Source organism: Paenibacillus doosanensis (genome assembly GCF_025060755.1).
Classification (GTDB): Bacteria; Bacillota; Bacilli; order Paenibacillales; family NBRC-103111; genus Paenibacillus_S; species Paenibacillus_S doosanensis.
In genome coordinates, this window is record NZ_JANYUY010000011.1 from 37463 (window position 1) to 52951 (window position 15489).

Genomic DNA, 15489 nt, shown 5'->3' on the forward strand with positions numbered 1-15489 from the left:
AACGGATTCTTTGGATTGTTTTTTCGTTTTTCTGTGGAGAGAATCCGTTTTCAAAGGCGAACGCTTACGCTTTTCCAGATTCAAATGGCCCCTCCGCTCTTTTTTCACCACGCTTCCAAAGACAGCCGCTTAAGCTCAGATGAGCCCGAAGCGGCTTTTCCCGCATGGCCCGAAGCGAGAACACGCAAAAGGCCGCCCCCTGCATAAGGGAGCAGCCCTGTAAGAGTCTGTCCGATGAACGACGACGTAGAAAGTATATCTATGCAAAATGACAGTATTCATGCAGCGTTAGCGGCAAAATAGGCAGTCATTATTCATTCAATATGCATAAACGTAACTCCATCGGACAGATGCATTCTCACTCGCTTATGGCCGCTTCGGCCAGCATCGTCATAAACCGTTCCGCCGCAAGCGGCAGCGAGGCTGCCTTGCGCGACGCGACGCCGATCATTCGCGGCGGAATCGGCTCCGCGAGCGGCAGCTCGAACAACTGCCCGCCTGCAAGCTCCCTCCGGACGAACGCTCGGGTTACAAAGGCCGCTCCATAGCCGCGGCGAGCCATCTCGACCAGCATGTCCATGCTGCCCAGCTCAATATCCGCTTCCGCGGCCACTCCCTGGGTTTGCAGCCAGCCTTCCACAAACCGTCGGGTGCTGCTCCCCGGCGACAGCAGCAGCAGCGGAAGCTTCGTGAGCCGGATCGCTGCGACCGGCCGACCGGCTTGAGCCAGCTTGCGGTAAGCTTCCCCGACGACGAAGCAGTCCTGGATGGAAAATAACGGACGGACGGCAAGCTCCGGGTCCGCCAACGGCAGATGCACCATGCCCAGATCGAGGCTGCCTTCCTGCAATTTGCCGGAGATTTCCGCCGTTTTTCCCTGCGTCAATCGAATTCTCACATCCGGATAGGCGGCATGAAACCGGTCCAACGAAGGCAGCAGCATATGCCTGATCACAGGCCCGCTCGCGCCGATCCGCAGCTCTCCGGCCGTAAGCCGCTGAAGCGACTGCAGCCGCTTCTCTCCGGCATCCAGTATGGCGAACGATTGCTCCACATAATCGTACAGCGATTGCCCTTCGCGGGTTAAGGAGACGCCCTTGGAGAGCCGGTCGAACAGCTTGGCTCCCAGCGTGTCTTCCAGCTGCTTGATCGAATAGCTGACGGAAGGCTGCGTAATATGCAGCTGCTGCGCCGCTTTGGTCAAGCTGCCCGAGCGGGCCGTGTACAGAAAAATACGGTACCATTCCAAATTCATCGACTGCATGATATAAATCCTCTCTATGGCAACAATTTAATTTTCGTATTTTATCTATTTCATGCTTGCAATTATAATGGGTACCAGAGCAAACGTCAAAACGGAATATCATTCAATGATTGCAGGAGGAGATAGGAATGGCCGGAAACAGTTTTGGAGAAAGCTTTAAGGTCACGACATTCGGAGAATCGCACGGGGAAGCGGTCGGGGTCATTATCGACGGGGTGACGCCGGGAGTGGAAATCGACGAGGCGTACATCCAGGTGCAGATGGACCGCCGCAAGCCGGGGCAGTCTTCCGTCACGTCCCCGCGCAAGGAGTACGATGAGGTTCATATCTTATCCGGCGTATTCGAAGGCAGGACGACGGGCACTCCGCTGTTCGTCGTTTTATACAACAAAGATATGAGGCCCGAAGCTTACGACGATATTAAACTGGCCTTTCGCCCGGGACATGCCGACTTTACGTATTTGCATAAATACGGCATTCGCGATCACCGGGGCAGCGGCAGAGCTTCCGGCAGAGAAACGGCAGGCCGCGTCGCCGCCGGAGCGGTCGCCCGCAAGCTGCTGGAGAGGCGAGGCGTCAGCGTGACCGCCTATACGAAGGAAATCGGCGGCATCCGCTGCGCCCGGTACGTCGAAGGCGAGAGCGAACGCAACGCCGTCAGAGCTTGCGATCCCGAAGCCGCAGACGCCATGATCCGCAAGATCGAAGCGCTGTCGTCCGCCGGGGACAGCTGCGGGGGCATCGTGGAGTGCCGCATCGGCGGCGTGCCGGCCGGTCTGGGCGAGCCCGTATTCGACAAGCTCGACGCCGATTTGGCCAAAGCGATGTTATCCATCGGAGCTGTGAAAGGCATTGAATTCGGGGCCGGCTTCGAGGCGGCTCGCATGCTCGGCAGCGAGCATAACGATGCGATGAACAGCCAGGGGTTCTTGAGCAATCATGCGGGCGGCATTCTCGGAGGCATCAGCACCGGCGCCGAAATCGTACTGCGCGTCGCCGTCAAGCCGACCTCCTCGATCTCGCTGCCTCAGCAGACGATCCGCATCAGCGGCGAGGAGCATACGATCCGCACCGTAGGACGGCACGACCCGTGCATCTGCCCGCGGATCGTGCCGGTCGTGGAAGCGATGGCCTGCCTCGTCCTTGAAGATCACTTGAAGCGGCAGGCCGCCCTGCATGCATAAACGGAACGGGCGGCTGCCGCACCGCCCGCCCTGCTTTGCTTGCACACCGATTCGTCCCATTCCGGCTTGATCGCCGTGACGGAATCGGACTGCTCGTTATCTGCTAGGCGCGTCGATCCGGCTGCGCTGCCGGCCGACTCGTCTTTCCCGCCCGGCAGCATGGCGCAGGCGCGGTCAAGCTTTATTGGATATCCGGCTGCCCTGTCGCTTTATTCACAAGTTGCTTCAGCATAGCGCCTTGCGAGCCGCATTGCCCCCTTATAATATCCTCCTCGGTGAACCGCGCCATCAATATCTCCCGTTGTTTCACCCGTTCCCAATCATACGTCACATAAATGTATCCGTCCGAGGCTTCGACAGCATCGGGATAAGACACCTCATTGCGTTCATCCAGCAATAACGTATACGGCCATGTCTTCCCGTCGTCTTCGCTCAATAACGCAGTCAGATGGCTCCGACCTTTCCAGCTTTTCACATTCCCTTGGCTCATAATATCGTCCAAGTCAATTCTTTCCTCAAAATGATAATGATTAATCAATAACAGCCTTCCCGATTTCAATCTGCGAATATGAAAGCGCGAGCATGGTCCGTCGATATGGCTTTTCCGGCCCGGAAACCAAGTATAACCTCCATCATGCGAAAAGCTCTCCCCAATCCCGTCAAACGTTCTGACAAGCATCCATAAGGTCCCGTCGTTTTTTTCCACGATCATATGCTCGTCGAAGCCTCGATTAGGCACATCCGCATGACCTCTAAGACTAATCGTATTCCCGTTATCGGCGGATACGTAAACATTGGAAAACTGCTCATGCTGGAGTCCGTGATTTTCGCTTGGCCTGCTTCCGCTCGTATTGCACCATATCGCGCAAGGAAACAGCCATTCTTGCTTCGATGTGACAACAGGTTTATTCATCATAATGCCGTTGGCTATTCTTCGCGGTGGAGACCAGTTCAGCTTCTTCGCATCCGGATCTTCGCAAACGGAAACCCATACTCCCATTCTTCCGTCGTTAAATCCGCGCGCCTGCGTCCAAGTCAACCATAATCTTTTCAAAGGATCGATCCATAAATTGGGATCATAAATACGGCATTCCCGATCGGGATGCTCCACGACGGTAACGCCTGAGCGGAACGTCTGCCCATGATCGTCGCTTACGCATAAAACCATCATATTGCCGCCAACCTCCGCATCCTGTCCGGAGTAAAAATCGATAAAGATTCTTCCTTGATCCGTGACTTCAATCGAAGGAATCCCTTGCCAACGCCGATAATGATCCTTAAATCTCTCTTCGGTAGGCTCTATAAATATATGAGCCGGTTGTAATGCGGAATCCATAGATGTTCCATCTCCTTATCTCCGTTGTGGTCTAGAAGGGGGGAAAATCCGTCTACAAAGTCGAACGCTTACGCTGCTTCAGATTCCAATGGCCCCTCAGCTCTTGTTTCACCGCGCTTCTAGTTATCTTCATGAAAGACGGCTGATCCGCCCGCCTGGTAGGATTCAGCCTTTTTCATCGTTAGGAAGCTGCCGATAAAAAAGGCTGCTCCGAACAAAACGGTGAAAATCCCCCACCATAAATTGATATTATATGGAAAGTATTCCGTCGTTTTATTCGTAAACAAGCCGTATATCGTTAAAACGACGCCGAGGTAACAAAAAATAACGCCTGTTAAAAATTTAAGATCAAACAGCAATCGCTTCATACTATCACTCCCCGTCTGTTTCGTTGCAATCAGCCGACATTTACGCCTGGACAAGTTGAAACCGCTTACCAATAATAAAGATTAATAACAAGCATAATAATCAGAGAAATGACGGATAAATAGCCTGGGCGTTTATACCAAGGAAGATGGGCGTACGATATTTTTTCGCTGACGCTTCGCACTAATCCTTTAAGCTCGCTTTCCGGTCTCGGTTTCGTAAACAAGCTTACGACGACGGTGATGACCATAGTTACGATCCAAGCCCATAGTGCCCTTGAGAAGTTGCCTTCCGCGAGTGTGCTATAGAAATCGCTTGGAATGAAGAAGAACATCAGGAAGGAGCTTGCAACCCCCAATAACAGTCCCCAGAACGCGCCCCATCCGGTAGCTCGTTTCCAGAACACTCCCAAGAAGAAGGTGGCAAAGAACGGTGCGTTAAAGAAGGAGAACAGCATTTGAATGTAATCCATAATGTTCGGAAATTTGGCTGCAATAAACGCGGCGAACACGGCGCATATGGTCCCAATCACAACCATGAGACGCCCGACTTTAATATAATGCCGGTCACTGCCGTCCTTGTTAATATAAGCTTGATAAATATCATAGGTCCACACGGTAGTAAAAGCGGTAATATTCCCCGCCATCCCGCTCATGAAAGCGGCCAATAGAGCGGTGATCCCGAGACCGAACAGCCCTTCGGGCAATAATTTCACCAGTGTCAACGGCAACGCTAGATTGTAGGGCAAGTCAGGGTTTTTGCCTAGCTCGGGAAAAAGCGGAACGGCTATAAATCCCGGAATGATAACGACAATGGGCACGATAAGTCGAAAAAAGGAGGCGTAGACCGGCGTGTTTTGAACAGCTCTTACATCCTTGGCGGCAAAAGCCCTTTGGGCAACCAGGAAGTCGGTCATCCAATATCCGAACGAGAGAACGAAGCTAAGACCTATAATGACGCCAAACCAGCTTACCCCCATCGGATTATCGGCCGTGCTGCTCAAGCCCTGCCATAGATGTGTGAACGACTCGGGCAAATTAGCCAAAATACCGTTGATGCCTCCAAACTTATACATTCCGATCAGCGCAACGGGCAGCAAACCGATCCATATTAAGAAAAATTGAATGACCTCATTGTAGATCGATGAAGTTAATCCGCCCAGCGATACGTATAATAGAACGACTATGGCCGCAACAATGATGCTGAAGACCATCGACCATCCCAACAGCACGCTGAATATTAATCCCATCGCGTACAAACTAATTCCGGAAAATAAAATGGTCAGGACGAAAAAGGTGATGGCGTTCAATCCCCGGGTGGCTTCATTGAAACGAAATCTTAAATACTCCGGAATCGTTCTCGCTTTCGATGCATAGAAGAACGGATACATGTACAAGCCTACGAAGATCATGGCGGGCACTGCTCCCATCCAATAATAATGCATAGTCAGCATGCCGTACTGCGCACCGCTGGCCGCCATTCCCAGCAATTCCAGCGCGCCTAAATTCGCCGCCAAATAGGCGATTCCCGTCATCCATGCCGGAAGCGACCGGCCCGAAAGAAAGAAGTCGCTGTCGGTTTTGATCAGCTTGCGAACAATGAATCCGACGACGATGACAAATGCAAAATAACTAAAAATAATGAAATAATCGATCGTGCCAACTGAAATTTGTCCCATGGACATTCACCCGCCCCGTTAAATTAAACGCTTTCAAACTGCCCGCTGCTTGCTTTCTCCAAATATTTTGCATAATCCGCAATGCCGTCTTCAAGATTATATTTGGCTTTAAACTGCAGCTGACGCTCCGCTTCGCCGCAATCGAACGCACCGATAAAATCATAGCCTAAATCTCCGGAGCCCAGCTTGATGGATCTATTAGGGTAGAGCTTTTTAATAATGGCCGCAACCTCCGTCATCTTGGTATTGACGCCTGTTCCGATATTAAAGATGCTGGAACTGCATGTTTCGGCCTGCAGCGCTTGGTATACGGCAAGAGCGGCATCCTTCACATAAATGAATTCCAATCGCTGATCCGCGCCCTTCGCATCATCGACGTCTATTCCGTTCACAGCCCGCTCCAGCAGGGACTTGATGGGGTCGGGCATGAACCGGTAGGGCCCGTATACGAAAGCAAGACGTAAAGAAATGACGTTCATCCCGTAATTTCTGTTGTACGTCTCCCCCAGATACTCGCCCGTTAATTTGGTTACGGCATACGTATTCTCCGGATTTACCTTGCTTTCCAATGTAGTTACGGCTGCGGCATGATTGCCGTAGACAGCGCCGGAGCTCAAATAGACCACTTTACGGATATGAAATATTTTTGCCGCTTCGAGGATCGTCGTCGTTCCTACAATATTGGTTCGTACAGTCTCATAAGGCGATATTTCTCCCGCATGAGGATGTGAAATTCCGCCCGAATGAACTATCGCGTCAATGCCGTGCTTTTGGATAATCGAGACCAATCTCGGAAAATCGCACAAGTCTCCCGTTTCAACGGTAAAATGCTCCGTCAGCGGCGATGTTTTCTGGTCAAATCCTACGACGTTATGGCCTTCGCGGGATAATAGTTCCATCACTGCGGACCCTACTAGCCCTGAGCTTCCCGTGACTAATACGTTCATGCTTATTCCTCCTTTATTTAACCCCCAAAAAGGGGGAGAATGGATCAATTAACGCTGAATGGCTACAAATTCTCCGTAGGAGGCATCTCCGGTAATTTTCCCGTTCTCATAAACGACGCTTCCCCGCACCATCGTTATCTTCACTTTGCCTTTAAACTTATATCCTTCGTAAATGCCTTGCGAGCTTTTCGTCTTGGAGAACGAGGATTCGCCTTTATACACCCATTCCTCATTTAAATCTACAATCGCCAAATCGGCGTCGGAACCGACGGTGATGGTCCCTTTTTTCGGATATAATTCAAACGCTTTCGCGACATTGGTGGAAACCAGCTTTGCCAGCTCGACCAAGCCGAGTCCTCTGGCATTCACGCCTTCGCTGATCATAGCCGGCAGCAGTACGTCAATTCCGCCGAATCCGGGCGGCGCTTCCCATATATTATGTTTACCTTTAAGCTTTTCCTCGTCCGTGTACGGCGAATGGTCGGAGCCGATAAAGTCTATATTCCCTTTGAATAGCTGTTCCCAAAGAGCTTCTTTATTCTCGTACGACCTTATGGGAGGATTGCATTTGGCGAAAGGCCCTTTTTCCCGCAGGATCGACTTATCAAATAGCAGATAGTGCGGACATGTTTCGTTAGAAACTTTAACCCCCCTCTCCTTCGCCTTGCGCACCCGTTCTCCGCCTTCGGCTACGGACATATGAACAATATGCAAACGGCAGCCGGCATTTTCCGCAAAACAAATCGCTCTTTCCATCGCCTCCAGTTCAGCCAGAGCCGGTCTTCCGTCGGGATATGATTCCGGATCGAGCACACCGTTTTGCTCCATCTCTTTACTTGCGGCTTCGACGATGTCGGCGTTTTCCGCATGAACCCCGATGAGGCCGTTGAACTTGGCTGCGTTCTTCATCGCTTTGAACAGAACGTCGTCCGGCGTATGCGGGTAATTGTCATTGGCATAAGATATAAATGCCTTATAGCCGACGCACCCTAATTCATGCATGTCACTGAGATGATCTGCCGATTTAGGAATCAATCCGCCCCACAGAGCAAAATCGATCACGGAATGCTTATCCGCAATATCCTTTTTTAATTGAAACGATTCCCGATCGATGACCGGCGGGACGCTTAACGGCATCTCGATTAACGTCGTGACTCCGCCCGAAGCCGCCGCTTGAGAACCGCAGCGATAGTCCTCCCTATAATCTTGAGGGCCCGGTTCCCAAAGATGGACATGGGGGTCGATTGCGCCCGGCAATATCACCATCCCTTCCGCATCGATAAGCTGTTTGCATTCGAACGTACTGCTGCCGTCCGCCATCCCCGCAATTTTCCCGTTTTGAATGAATAAGGTTCCCCGGACCGCCCGATTTTCCAATACGATGGTTCCGTTAACGATTGCAGTATCGAATATAGTTCCCATTTCTTGCGCTCCTTTCTTTCGTAACTCTATGAGATCCTGTCTTCCTTAATTTCGCTCGGCTTGCTCTTTAATCGCGTTAATCAGCGTTTCAATATGAACGCCCATTCGCCTTTCCGCTTCATGCGGATCGTTTTGTTTAATAGACTCGACAATCGAGATATGCTGGAGCAAGTACTCTTCTCCGCGTTCCCGGGTGATAAGCTGGGCAATCTGCGATTCCAATCGAAGTTCCTCGTAAATTAAAATATCCAGCGATGCAATTAAAAAGCGATTATAGGAAGCCTTCGCCACTTTAATATGGAAATCTAGCGCTATATCTGTAGGGTCGATATGCCCTTTGACCACTTCCGCATGTTTTTTTAAGGAAAGCTCAAGTTCATCGATATCCTTTGGATTCGCCCGAAGCGCAGCCAGTCTTGCCGTTTCGCACTCCAACGCTTTTCTGGCATGAAGCAAATCGATTAACTCGTCAAGACTTTGCGGGATCGCAGCCATCATAAGCCGTGCCTGAAGGCGCTCCCTCTCTATTCTTTCCGATTGCGTTTTGGCATAGCCGATTCCTTCTGAAGTGATGACCCTTCCTTGTGCATCGACAAGCTTGGTAAACCCTTTTGAGTCCAATTCTTTTAAAAGTCTTCCAATGGTGGCGGTGCTTAGCTCAATCCCTTTCAGTCCGAGCATTACCTTCAGAACCCAGGAACCGACCGGCTCGTCGGATTGGATTAAATACTTCAAAACCAAATATTCCGAATATTCGTTTCTGGAAGCAAAAAAATTTCCTTCGTCGAGTTTGTCTACGTTTTCAACCAATTTAATGTCCACCTTAAACCTCGCCTTCTCACCTGCTCATCAATGATGAGCAGGTGGAAATAAAAAAATTTTGACTCGCTTATTTTACACTGCACTGCTCAAACGCCAACTCTTTGTCAACACCACCTCATCAATGATGAGCAGGTACGTTTTTATTATAGTTTCACGATTTATCATTTGTCAATACATGAATTGTATTCGCTCTCATAGGCCACCGCCATCCCACTTTGCCCGTTTCCCCGCATAAAAAGAAACGGAGCCCGCGCCGACGTGCGCAAGCTCCGCTTAAAGCCGCTTCTATTTGCCGGCGGACGACGCCTTGATGGCGGCGTCTATGTCCGCGTCGGCCTGCTCCGCCGCCTTGCGGAAGGCCGTATTGACGTCGCTGTCTCCGCCGACGACTTCCTTGAACGCCGCGCTCACCTTGCCTTCGACCTTGTCGTCGTACGGCGTTTTCATCGCAATAGGGGCCGGCTTCTGAGGATAGAACGATTTCATATTTTTCCCTTTCAGCTGCTCCAAATCGGCGCCGAACAGATCGACGACCTTCTGATCTTTGATGATCGGAAGTCCGGTGCCGTCCCTGGCGAATTTCTCCTGCATTTCGTCGGACGTCAAATACGTAAGAATCTGGAAGGCGATATCTTTATGCTTGCTGATGCTCGATACGGCCGCGTAAGTCGGATACATCTGCGGACCGACGCCCTTCGCATCGCTGAAGGAAGGCAGCGAGATCGCATCGACGTTCATGTTCACCGCGCTGTTGATCAACAGGCTGCTGTTGCCGACGTACATCGCCAGGTTGCGGTCCTTATTAAACATATCGTTCTCTTTGCCCATCTTGTCCTTCGGAAACTCGGCGCCGGGAATCCGGTAAAATCTCGCGAAATTGTCCACGACCTTCTTGAACTCTTCGCCGGCGATCTGCGATTTGTTCGTCTTCGGATCGACGTAGGCGATCGACTTCTGGTTGACCCGGGTCATCGAGCTGAACGGCGTCGAGCCTGCAAAACCGTAATACTGGATGCCGTTGTCGGATTTGCTTACTTTTTTGGCCAGCTCGTACAGCTCGTCCCAAGTCATCCCTTCCTGCGGATACGGAACGCCGAATTTATCGAAAATGTCCTTATTGTACACCAGCGACTGCGCCGTCGTGAAGATCGGCAGCGCATTGATTTTGCCGCCCGTGAATTGGTCGATGAAATCGACCGTCGTCGGCTCCAGCCTGCTTAAATCGAAATTCGCCTTCTTGATCGAATCCGAAACATCCTGCAGCAAATTATATTTCGGAAACTGCGCAATCAGGTTAATATTCAAAATCAGCAGATCGATATCCGATCCCGCGGTCAACACTTCCTCCACATTCGTACCTTGTCCGTAAGGGATAAACTTAAGGTTGACGTTCGGAAATTTCGCTTTGATCGCATTGCCCATCAAATCCATGAACTGCTCCTGCGTCGTGCCTGTGCTCGGGCGATAAAAGGTAATGTCGACCGGCTCCGTCTGAACCGGTCCTCCCTTATCGCTGACGGCTTCGACCGCTTGGGCCGGCGCCTCCTGCCCTCCCTTGGAACAGCCTGTAAACAGCGTCATCAGCATCGCCGAAGACAGCAAAGCCCCTGACAGTTTTCTTTGTGCAAGCTTCATTCGCACTCTCCCCTTTGAATTCTATCGCATATGTATTCGGCTGCGGCCGATCCGGCCAGCAGCATGCCTATTTAACTATACAAAGGAGAGGCGCTACGTTTCTATACGGTAAATTATGCTCCTATGTGTTAATTTGCGTTTGCGGTTCGGCGGCTTCTCCTGCCTGGAACCGACGATGGGCGCGGCGAATATACTATTTCGATATATACTTTTTTTCACCGGAGGTTCCCATGAATTCGTATCCTGTCTATCCGTATTACAGTAAAGAAATGGTTTGCGAAGAGCAGCCGATCTCGTTCCCTGCCCAGCATCAGAACCAGCAGCCGGGGCTTGAGTATTTGATGAATCCGAAGCCGATTTTCGATAATCCTTCCTATATCGGAAGCGGCAAACTGAAAGGAAAAACCGCCATTATTACCGGCGGCGACAGCGGGATCGGCCGGGCGGCGGCCGTCGCTTTCGCCAAAGAGGGAGCGCAGGTCGCCATCGCCTTCTTGTACGAGGTGCCCGACGCGGAGGAAACGAAGCGGCATATCGAGAAGCTGGGCGGCAAATGCCTGACGATTCAGGCGGATCTCAGACATAAAGCGCAATGCGCCCGGGTCGTCCAGGAAACGCTGCAAGCCTACGGACAGCTCGATGTGCTGGTCAACAATATCGGCGTCCAGTTCCCTCAGCAAAGCTTGCTCGATATTACAGAGGAGCAGCTGCTCCACACGTTTCAGACGAATATTTTCTCCTATTTCTTCATGGCCCAAGCCGCGCTGCCGCATTTGAAGGCGGGGAGCTCCATCATCAATACGGCTTCGATCACCGCTTACCGGGGGAGCAAGGAGCTGATCGACTACTCCTCGACCAAAGGGGCGATCGTATCGTTTACCCGTTCCTTGTCGATGTCCTTGGTCAGCCAGGGCATTCGCGTCAATGCCGTAGCGCCCGGTCCGATCTGGACGCCGCTTATCGTTTCGAGCTACTCGGCCAAGGAAGTGTCCACTTTCGGAACCGATACGCCGATGAAGCGCGCCGGGCAGCCTTTCGAGCTCGCTCCGGCCTACGTCTATTTGGCGAGCGACGATTCCAGATACGTTACCGGAGAAACGATGCATGTTAACGGAGGCGACTTTATCACCTCTTAACGGCAAAGTAACCCCGCAAAATGGGGCCTTGGCTTCGAAGCTGATTCAGGTACTTGGCGGGGGGCCCCGAAATTTATAAATCTATACTGTCAAAAAAATAGCCCGGACCAGTCTCTCGACTGAACCGGGCAGCTTGTACATAGCTTATTTCCTTTAAAAGCATACTTGCTCTCTACGCCTTGCTTTCCGCAGGCTGATTCGTTTCATCCACTGCTTTGACATGATATATTTTTTTGGCGAGCAGCGTCTGCAAGATGACGAAGATTCCTCCTACGACCCAATACAACGGCACGGCGGCGGGAGCGCTGAACGAGAACACCGCCATCATGATCGGAGAGACGTAGGCGATAAGCGCAAACTGCTTCTGCTGCGCCGGATCGACGCCGATCTGCGATACTTTATATTGAAAGTAGTAGATGATCGCCGCGACGAACGGCAGCACCATATCCGGCTTGCCGAGCTGAAACCATAAGAACGAATGATCCGCCAGCTCCGGCGTCAGCTTGATCGCGTAATACAGCCCCGATAATATCGGCAGCTGAATCAGCATCGGCAAACAGCCTACCGCCAGCGGGTTCACCTGATGCTTCTGATACAGCTGCATCGTCTCCTGCTGGAGCTTCGTCTTCGATTCCGCGTCGTTCTTATCTTTATACTTGTCCTGCAGCTGCTTAAGCTCCGGCTGAAGGGCGTTCATTTTCTGTTTCATCATATGCTGGCTGCGGTACTGTCTCATCATGAGCGGCAGCAGCACCAAGCGGACCATCAGCGTCAGAACGATCAGCCCGAGACCGTAGCTCCCGTCAAAAAAAGTAGCCAAATGCTGAATCAAATAAGAAAAAGGATACACAATATAATGATTAAACATGCCCGGCGTGCTCGCATCGATCTTGGCGTTCGGTCCGCTAACCCCGCATCCGCTGACGATGAGCAGCACGGCCAGCGCCGTTAGTAAGCCGATAATTTTAAACCGGGTGAATCCATTGTTCTTCTTTGCCATAAACATCCTCCTCGTTTGGATAAAAAGTAACTCTCCAACGAGGGGCGGCAGTCACCGGATTCGCCGTCCGGCGCTTCCTTCCGCTTCACTCTGCGCGTTAATCCGTGATGAACGTCGCGGCGAGTTTGCCGCAACCGGGGCCGCGGAAGCGGCGGCATCGACGGATGCTCATTGCGAATCCAGTCCAGATGGACGCCGTCATGCAGAAAAATACGGTACACATAGCTGAACGAACAAATAATCCCGATAGAAAATAAATACGGCAGCAGTTCGTGAATGAGCACATCCTGCAGCTCGAACAATGCATTCACCTCCTTAGCATGCCCGTCTTATTTCAATAATATCTTACTATTTACGAGTATATCTTATATATACGAGATCAGAGGACCGATTGTTTCAGCCCACTGTTATGTTACTCTTTTCCGGCCGTTTCGTCCAGAGCCAGTTGTTAGTCCGGCATCCAGCATTACATTCTTCGCGGAGCCGGAAGACCGAGCACTTCGAGCGCTTCCTTCAGCGTCGCCTGGAAACGCGCCGTCAGCCATAGGCGAAACGTTCTCTCTTCGCCTTCCGACTTCAAAATCGGGCACGAGGCGTAAAAATGGTTGAATAGCGCCGACAATTCATGCGCATACGCGCAAATCGTAATCGGCGACAGCTCCCCGGCCGCCGCCTCCAGCGTCTCAGGCCAGTAAGCCAGCTGTCTGATAAGGCTGAGCTCCTGCGGATGCATTCGCTCTCTTTCCGGCACATTCGCCGTGATAGCCTCTGCTTCGCTGCCGGCTTTATCGAGAATGCTGCATCCTCTCGCGTGCGCGTACAATAAATAAACGCCCGTATTGCCCGATATTTCGGTCGCCTGCGCCAGATCGAATACGACCTCGGTTTGTAGATGAAACCTCAGCAAGTAGTAACGGATCGCCGCGGCGGCGATCGTCCGGCTGGACAGACCCGCTTTGCGGGAGCGCTTCGCCTCGATCGCCTCCTCCATCCGGCGGAGCAAATCCGCCGCTTGAATGCCGATCCCTTGGCGGCCCGACATCGGATAGGCATGCTTGCCTTCCGATACGTCCACGCCGAGTCCCGCCGCCGTATCCCTGCTGAGCGAGACGACGCCGTAGCTGACGTGCCTCAGCTGCGCCGCTTGCTTCTCCAGCCCGAGCGCGGCAAGCGACTGCCTGACCATCGCTTGCGGATATTCCTGCCTATGATCGATGACGTTAACGACCATATCCGCCGCGCCCAGCTTTTTCCGGGTCCCCTCGGAATCGGTCGACCATAGCCCTTCGCCGAACTTTTTGTAGCGGAAATCTCGGCCCAATACGCCGAACTTCCACAAATGATAGGCAATATCTTTGGCCGTGTACGTCAAAATGCCATTGGAACGGACAAGCACTTTATCAGCCTGAAATTCCGCTTCGCTCCCGGCCGCATCCTCCTGCTTCAACACCCAGCAGCCTGCCAGCTTCCCGGCAGTTTCCCGGCGGAAAATCGGCGTCGTTCGAAGCAGCTCGAATGCGCTGTCCCAGAAGCCTTCCTTCACGATGCTGCTTTCCCACACGAGCACGTCGTACCGGATGCCGAACTGCTTCATTTCCTCCAGATGCTCGCGGACGATTCGTTCCGCAACAAGAAGCCCCAGCCAGGCGGTATTCGTATGGCCCCGCTCCAGCTCGTGAAGCACCTCGGTCCGCTTCTGCAAAAGCTCCGGCCGCTTCTCGTACTCGCGGTTGATCTTGGCGTACGTGTCCCAGCAAAAATCGCCGAACCGGGCGTAATTTCCCGCGTTGCCGGTATGGAGCAGTCCGACGACCGTGTCGGCCAGTTGGTTGCCCAAATCGTCGATATAATTGTGCACCTCGACCGTATAACCGCTGCGTTTCATCATACGGGCGATCGTATCGCCGATGCAGGAATTGCGCAGGTGGCCGACATGCGCCGATTTGTTCGGATTGATCGACGTATGCTCAATGATGACTTTCTCCTTTTTCCGCTGAATCTTCTCGGATGACGCTCCCGGAGCGCTCCACTTCGCCCAGTTGACATAGAAATTGAGAAAACCGGGTCCAGCCGTCTCGATTTTGTGAAAGTACGGTTCGGCTGCGGCATCGTTCATCAGCTTCTCCCTGATCTCCGAAGCTATCGACTGCGGAGACCGCTTGAGCGGTTTGGCCAGCAGCATCGCGGCATTGACGCTGTAATCGCCGTGCTCCGAATGAGCGGGGCGTTCCACGGAAACCTTCACGCCTGCGGGCCGTTCCCTCCCGGAGGTCTCCCATAGCTCGCTGACAATACGTTCTACCGACGAAACAATTATATTTCTGATCATCTGTGTTCCCTCCGTTTAGAATGATAGTTCCAGCGGATAACCGCCGGCCGATTCCGGCAAAAGCAAAAAAGCCCCCGTCTCCTTGTAAGAGACGAGAGCCTGAAGTTCCCGCGGTGCCACTCTAAGTGCCCATCCGCATTAGCATGCGAATCGGCCGCTCATTAGCGATAACGGTCTCGTACCGGGTTCGCCTACGCCGCCATAAACCGCCGTTTCGGCCAACCATTTCCCGGGTCCGCTTCATTCCGATCCTTCGTACCGGCTTGCACTAACCCGGCTCGCTGCGACTGTCGGTCGGAATTACTCTCCCGTTCATCAATATTCGAATATGCCGTGAAACATCGTCTTCCTATACTTTATAGTAGTTATA

At 52.2% G+C, this 15489-nt stretch carries 13 protein-coding genes and 1 other annotated feature; of the genes, 2 read left to right on the plus strand and 11 right to left on the minus strand.

Annotated elements, in window-relative coordinates; all coding sequences use genetic code 11:
* Window positions 1-358: 358 nt before the first annotated feature.
* Window positions 359-1255: a LysR family transcriptional regulator gene (locus N0M98_RS10780; protein WP_259617913.1), complete on the minus strand. Its 897-nt coding sequence runs from the start codon at window positions 1253-1255 to the stop codon at window positions 359-361.
* A gap of 137 nt (window positions 1256-1392) precedes the next feature.
* Between N0M98_RS10780 and aroC the strand changes: the two genes are divergently transcribed.
* Entirely contained in the window at window positions 1393-2448 is a 1056-nt protein-coding gene (aroC, locus tag N0M98_RS10785) for a chorismate synthase (RefSeq protein WP_259617857.1), read from the plus strand.
* Between the two features lie 181 nt (window positions 2449-2629).
* On the opposite strand, the gene N0M98_RS10790 is transcribed toward aroC, so the two are convergent.
* The 7 genes from N0M98_RS10790 to N0M98_RS10820 form a co-directional block, all read right to left on the minus strand.
* Window positions 2630-3784 (minus strand): sialidase family protein, encoded by a 1155-nt coding sequence (locus N0M98_RS10790; RefSeq protein ID WP_259617858.1) that lies wholly within the window; start codon window positions 3782-3784, stop codon window positions 2630-2632.
* Window positions 3785-3903: 119 nt separating this feature from the next.
* Entirely contained in the window at window positions 3904-4206 is a 303-nt protein-coding gene (locus N0M98_RS10795) for a hypothetical protein (RefSeq protein ID WP_259617859.1), read from the minus strand.
* A gap of 11 nt (window positions 4207-4217) precedes the next feature.
* A complete protein-coding gene (locus N0M98_RS10800) occupies window positions 4218-5828 on the minus strand; it encodes a sodium:solute symporter family protein (protein ID WP_259617860.1) in 1611 nt (536 codons plus the stop codon).
* Window positions 5829-5851: 23 nt separating this feature from the next.
* Window positions 5852-6775 (minus strand): NAD-dependent epimerase/dehydratase family protein, encoded by a 924-nt coding sequence (locus N0M98_RS10805; RefSeq protein ID WP_259617861.1) that lies wholly within the window; start codon window positions 6773-6775, stop codon window positions 5852-5854.
* A gap of 48 nt (window positions 6776-6823) precedes the next feature.
* Window positions 6824-8197, minus strand: a complete 1374-nt coding sequence (gene allB, locus N0M98_RS10810; protein WP_259617862.1) for an allantoinase AllB — start codon at window positions 8195-8197, stop codon at window positions 6824-6826.
* A gap of 45 nt (window positions 8198-8242) precedes the next feature.
* Complete coding sequence (locus N0M98_RS10815) at window positions 8243-9019, minus strand: FadR/GntR family transcriptional regulator (RefSeq protein WP_259617863.1); 777 nt, start codon at window positions 9017-9019, stop codon at window positions 8243-8245.
* 285 nt (window positions 9020-9304) lie between these two features.
* Complete coding sequence (locus N0M98_RS10820) at window positions 9305-10654, minus strand: ABC transporter substrate-binding protein (RefSeq protein ID WP_259617864.1); 1350 nt, start codon at window positions 10652-10654, stop codon at window positions 9305-9307.
* 230 nt (window positions 10655-10884) lie between these two features.
* Between N0M98_RS10820 and N0M98_RS10825 the strand changes: the two genes are divergently transcribed.
* Window positions 10885-11790: an SDR family oxidoreductase gene (locus N0M98_RS10825; RefSeq protein WP_259617865.1), complete on the plus strand. Its 906-nt coding sequence runs from the start codon at window positions 10885-10887 to the stop codon at window positions 11788-11790.
* Between the two features lie 172 nt (window positions 11791-11962).
* On the opposite strand, the gene yidC is transcribed toward N0M98_RS10825, so the two are convergent.
* The 3 genes from yidC to N0M98_RS10840 form a co-directional block, all read right to left on the minus strand.
* Window positions 11963-12790, minus strand: a complete 828-nt coding sequence (gene yidC / locus N0M98_RS10830; RefSeq protein WP_249864745.1) for a membrane protein insertase YidC — start codon at window positions 12788-12790, stop codon at window positions 11963-11965.
* Complete coding sequence (locus N0M98_RS10835) at window positions 12739-13092, minus strand: hypothetical protein (protein WP_249864746.1); 354 nt, start codon at window positions 13090-13092, stop codon at window positions 12739-12741. Before N0M98_RS10835 ends, yidC begins: the two co-directional genes overlap by 52 nt.
* A gap of 164 nt (window positions 13093-13256) precedes the next feature.
* Complete coding sequence (locus N0M98_RS10840) at window positions 13257-15119, minus strand: arginine--tRNA ligase (RefSeq protein WP_259617866.1); 1863 nt, start codon at window positions 15117-15119, stop codon at window positions 13257-13259.
* An 84-nt stretch (window positions 15120-15203) separates the two neighbouring features.
* Window positions 15204-15444 (minus strand) — a binding site (T-box leader).
* Window positions 15445-15489 lie beyond the last annotated feature (45 nt).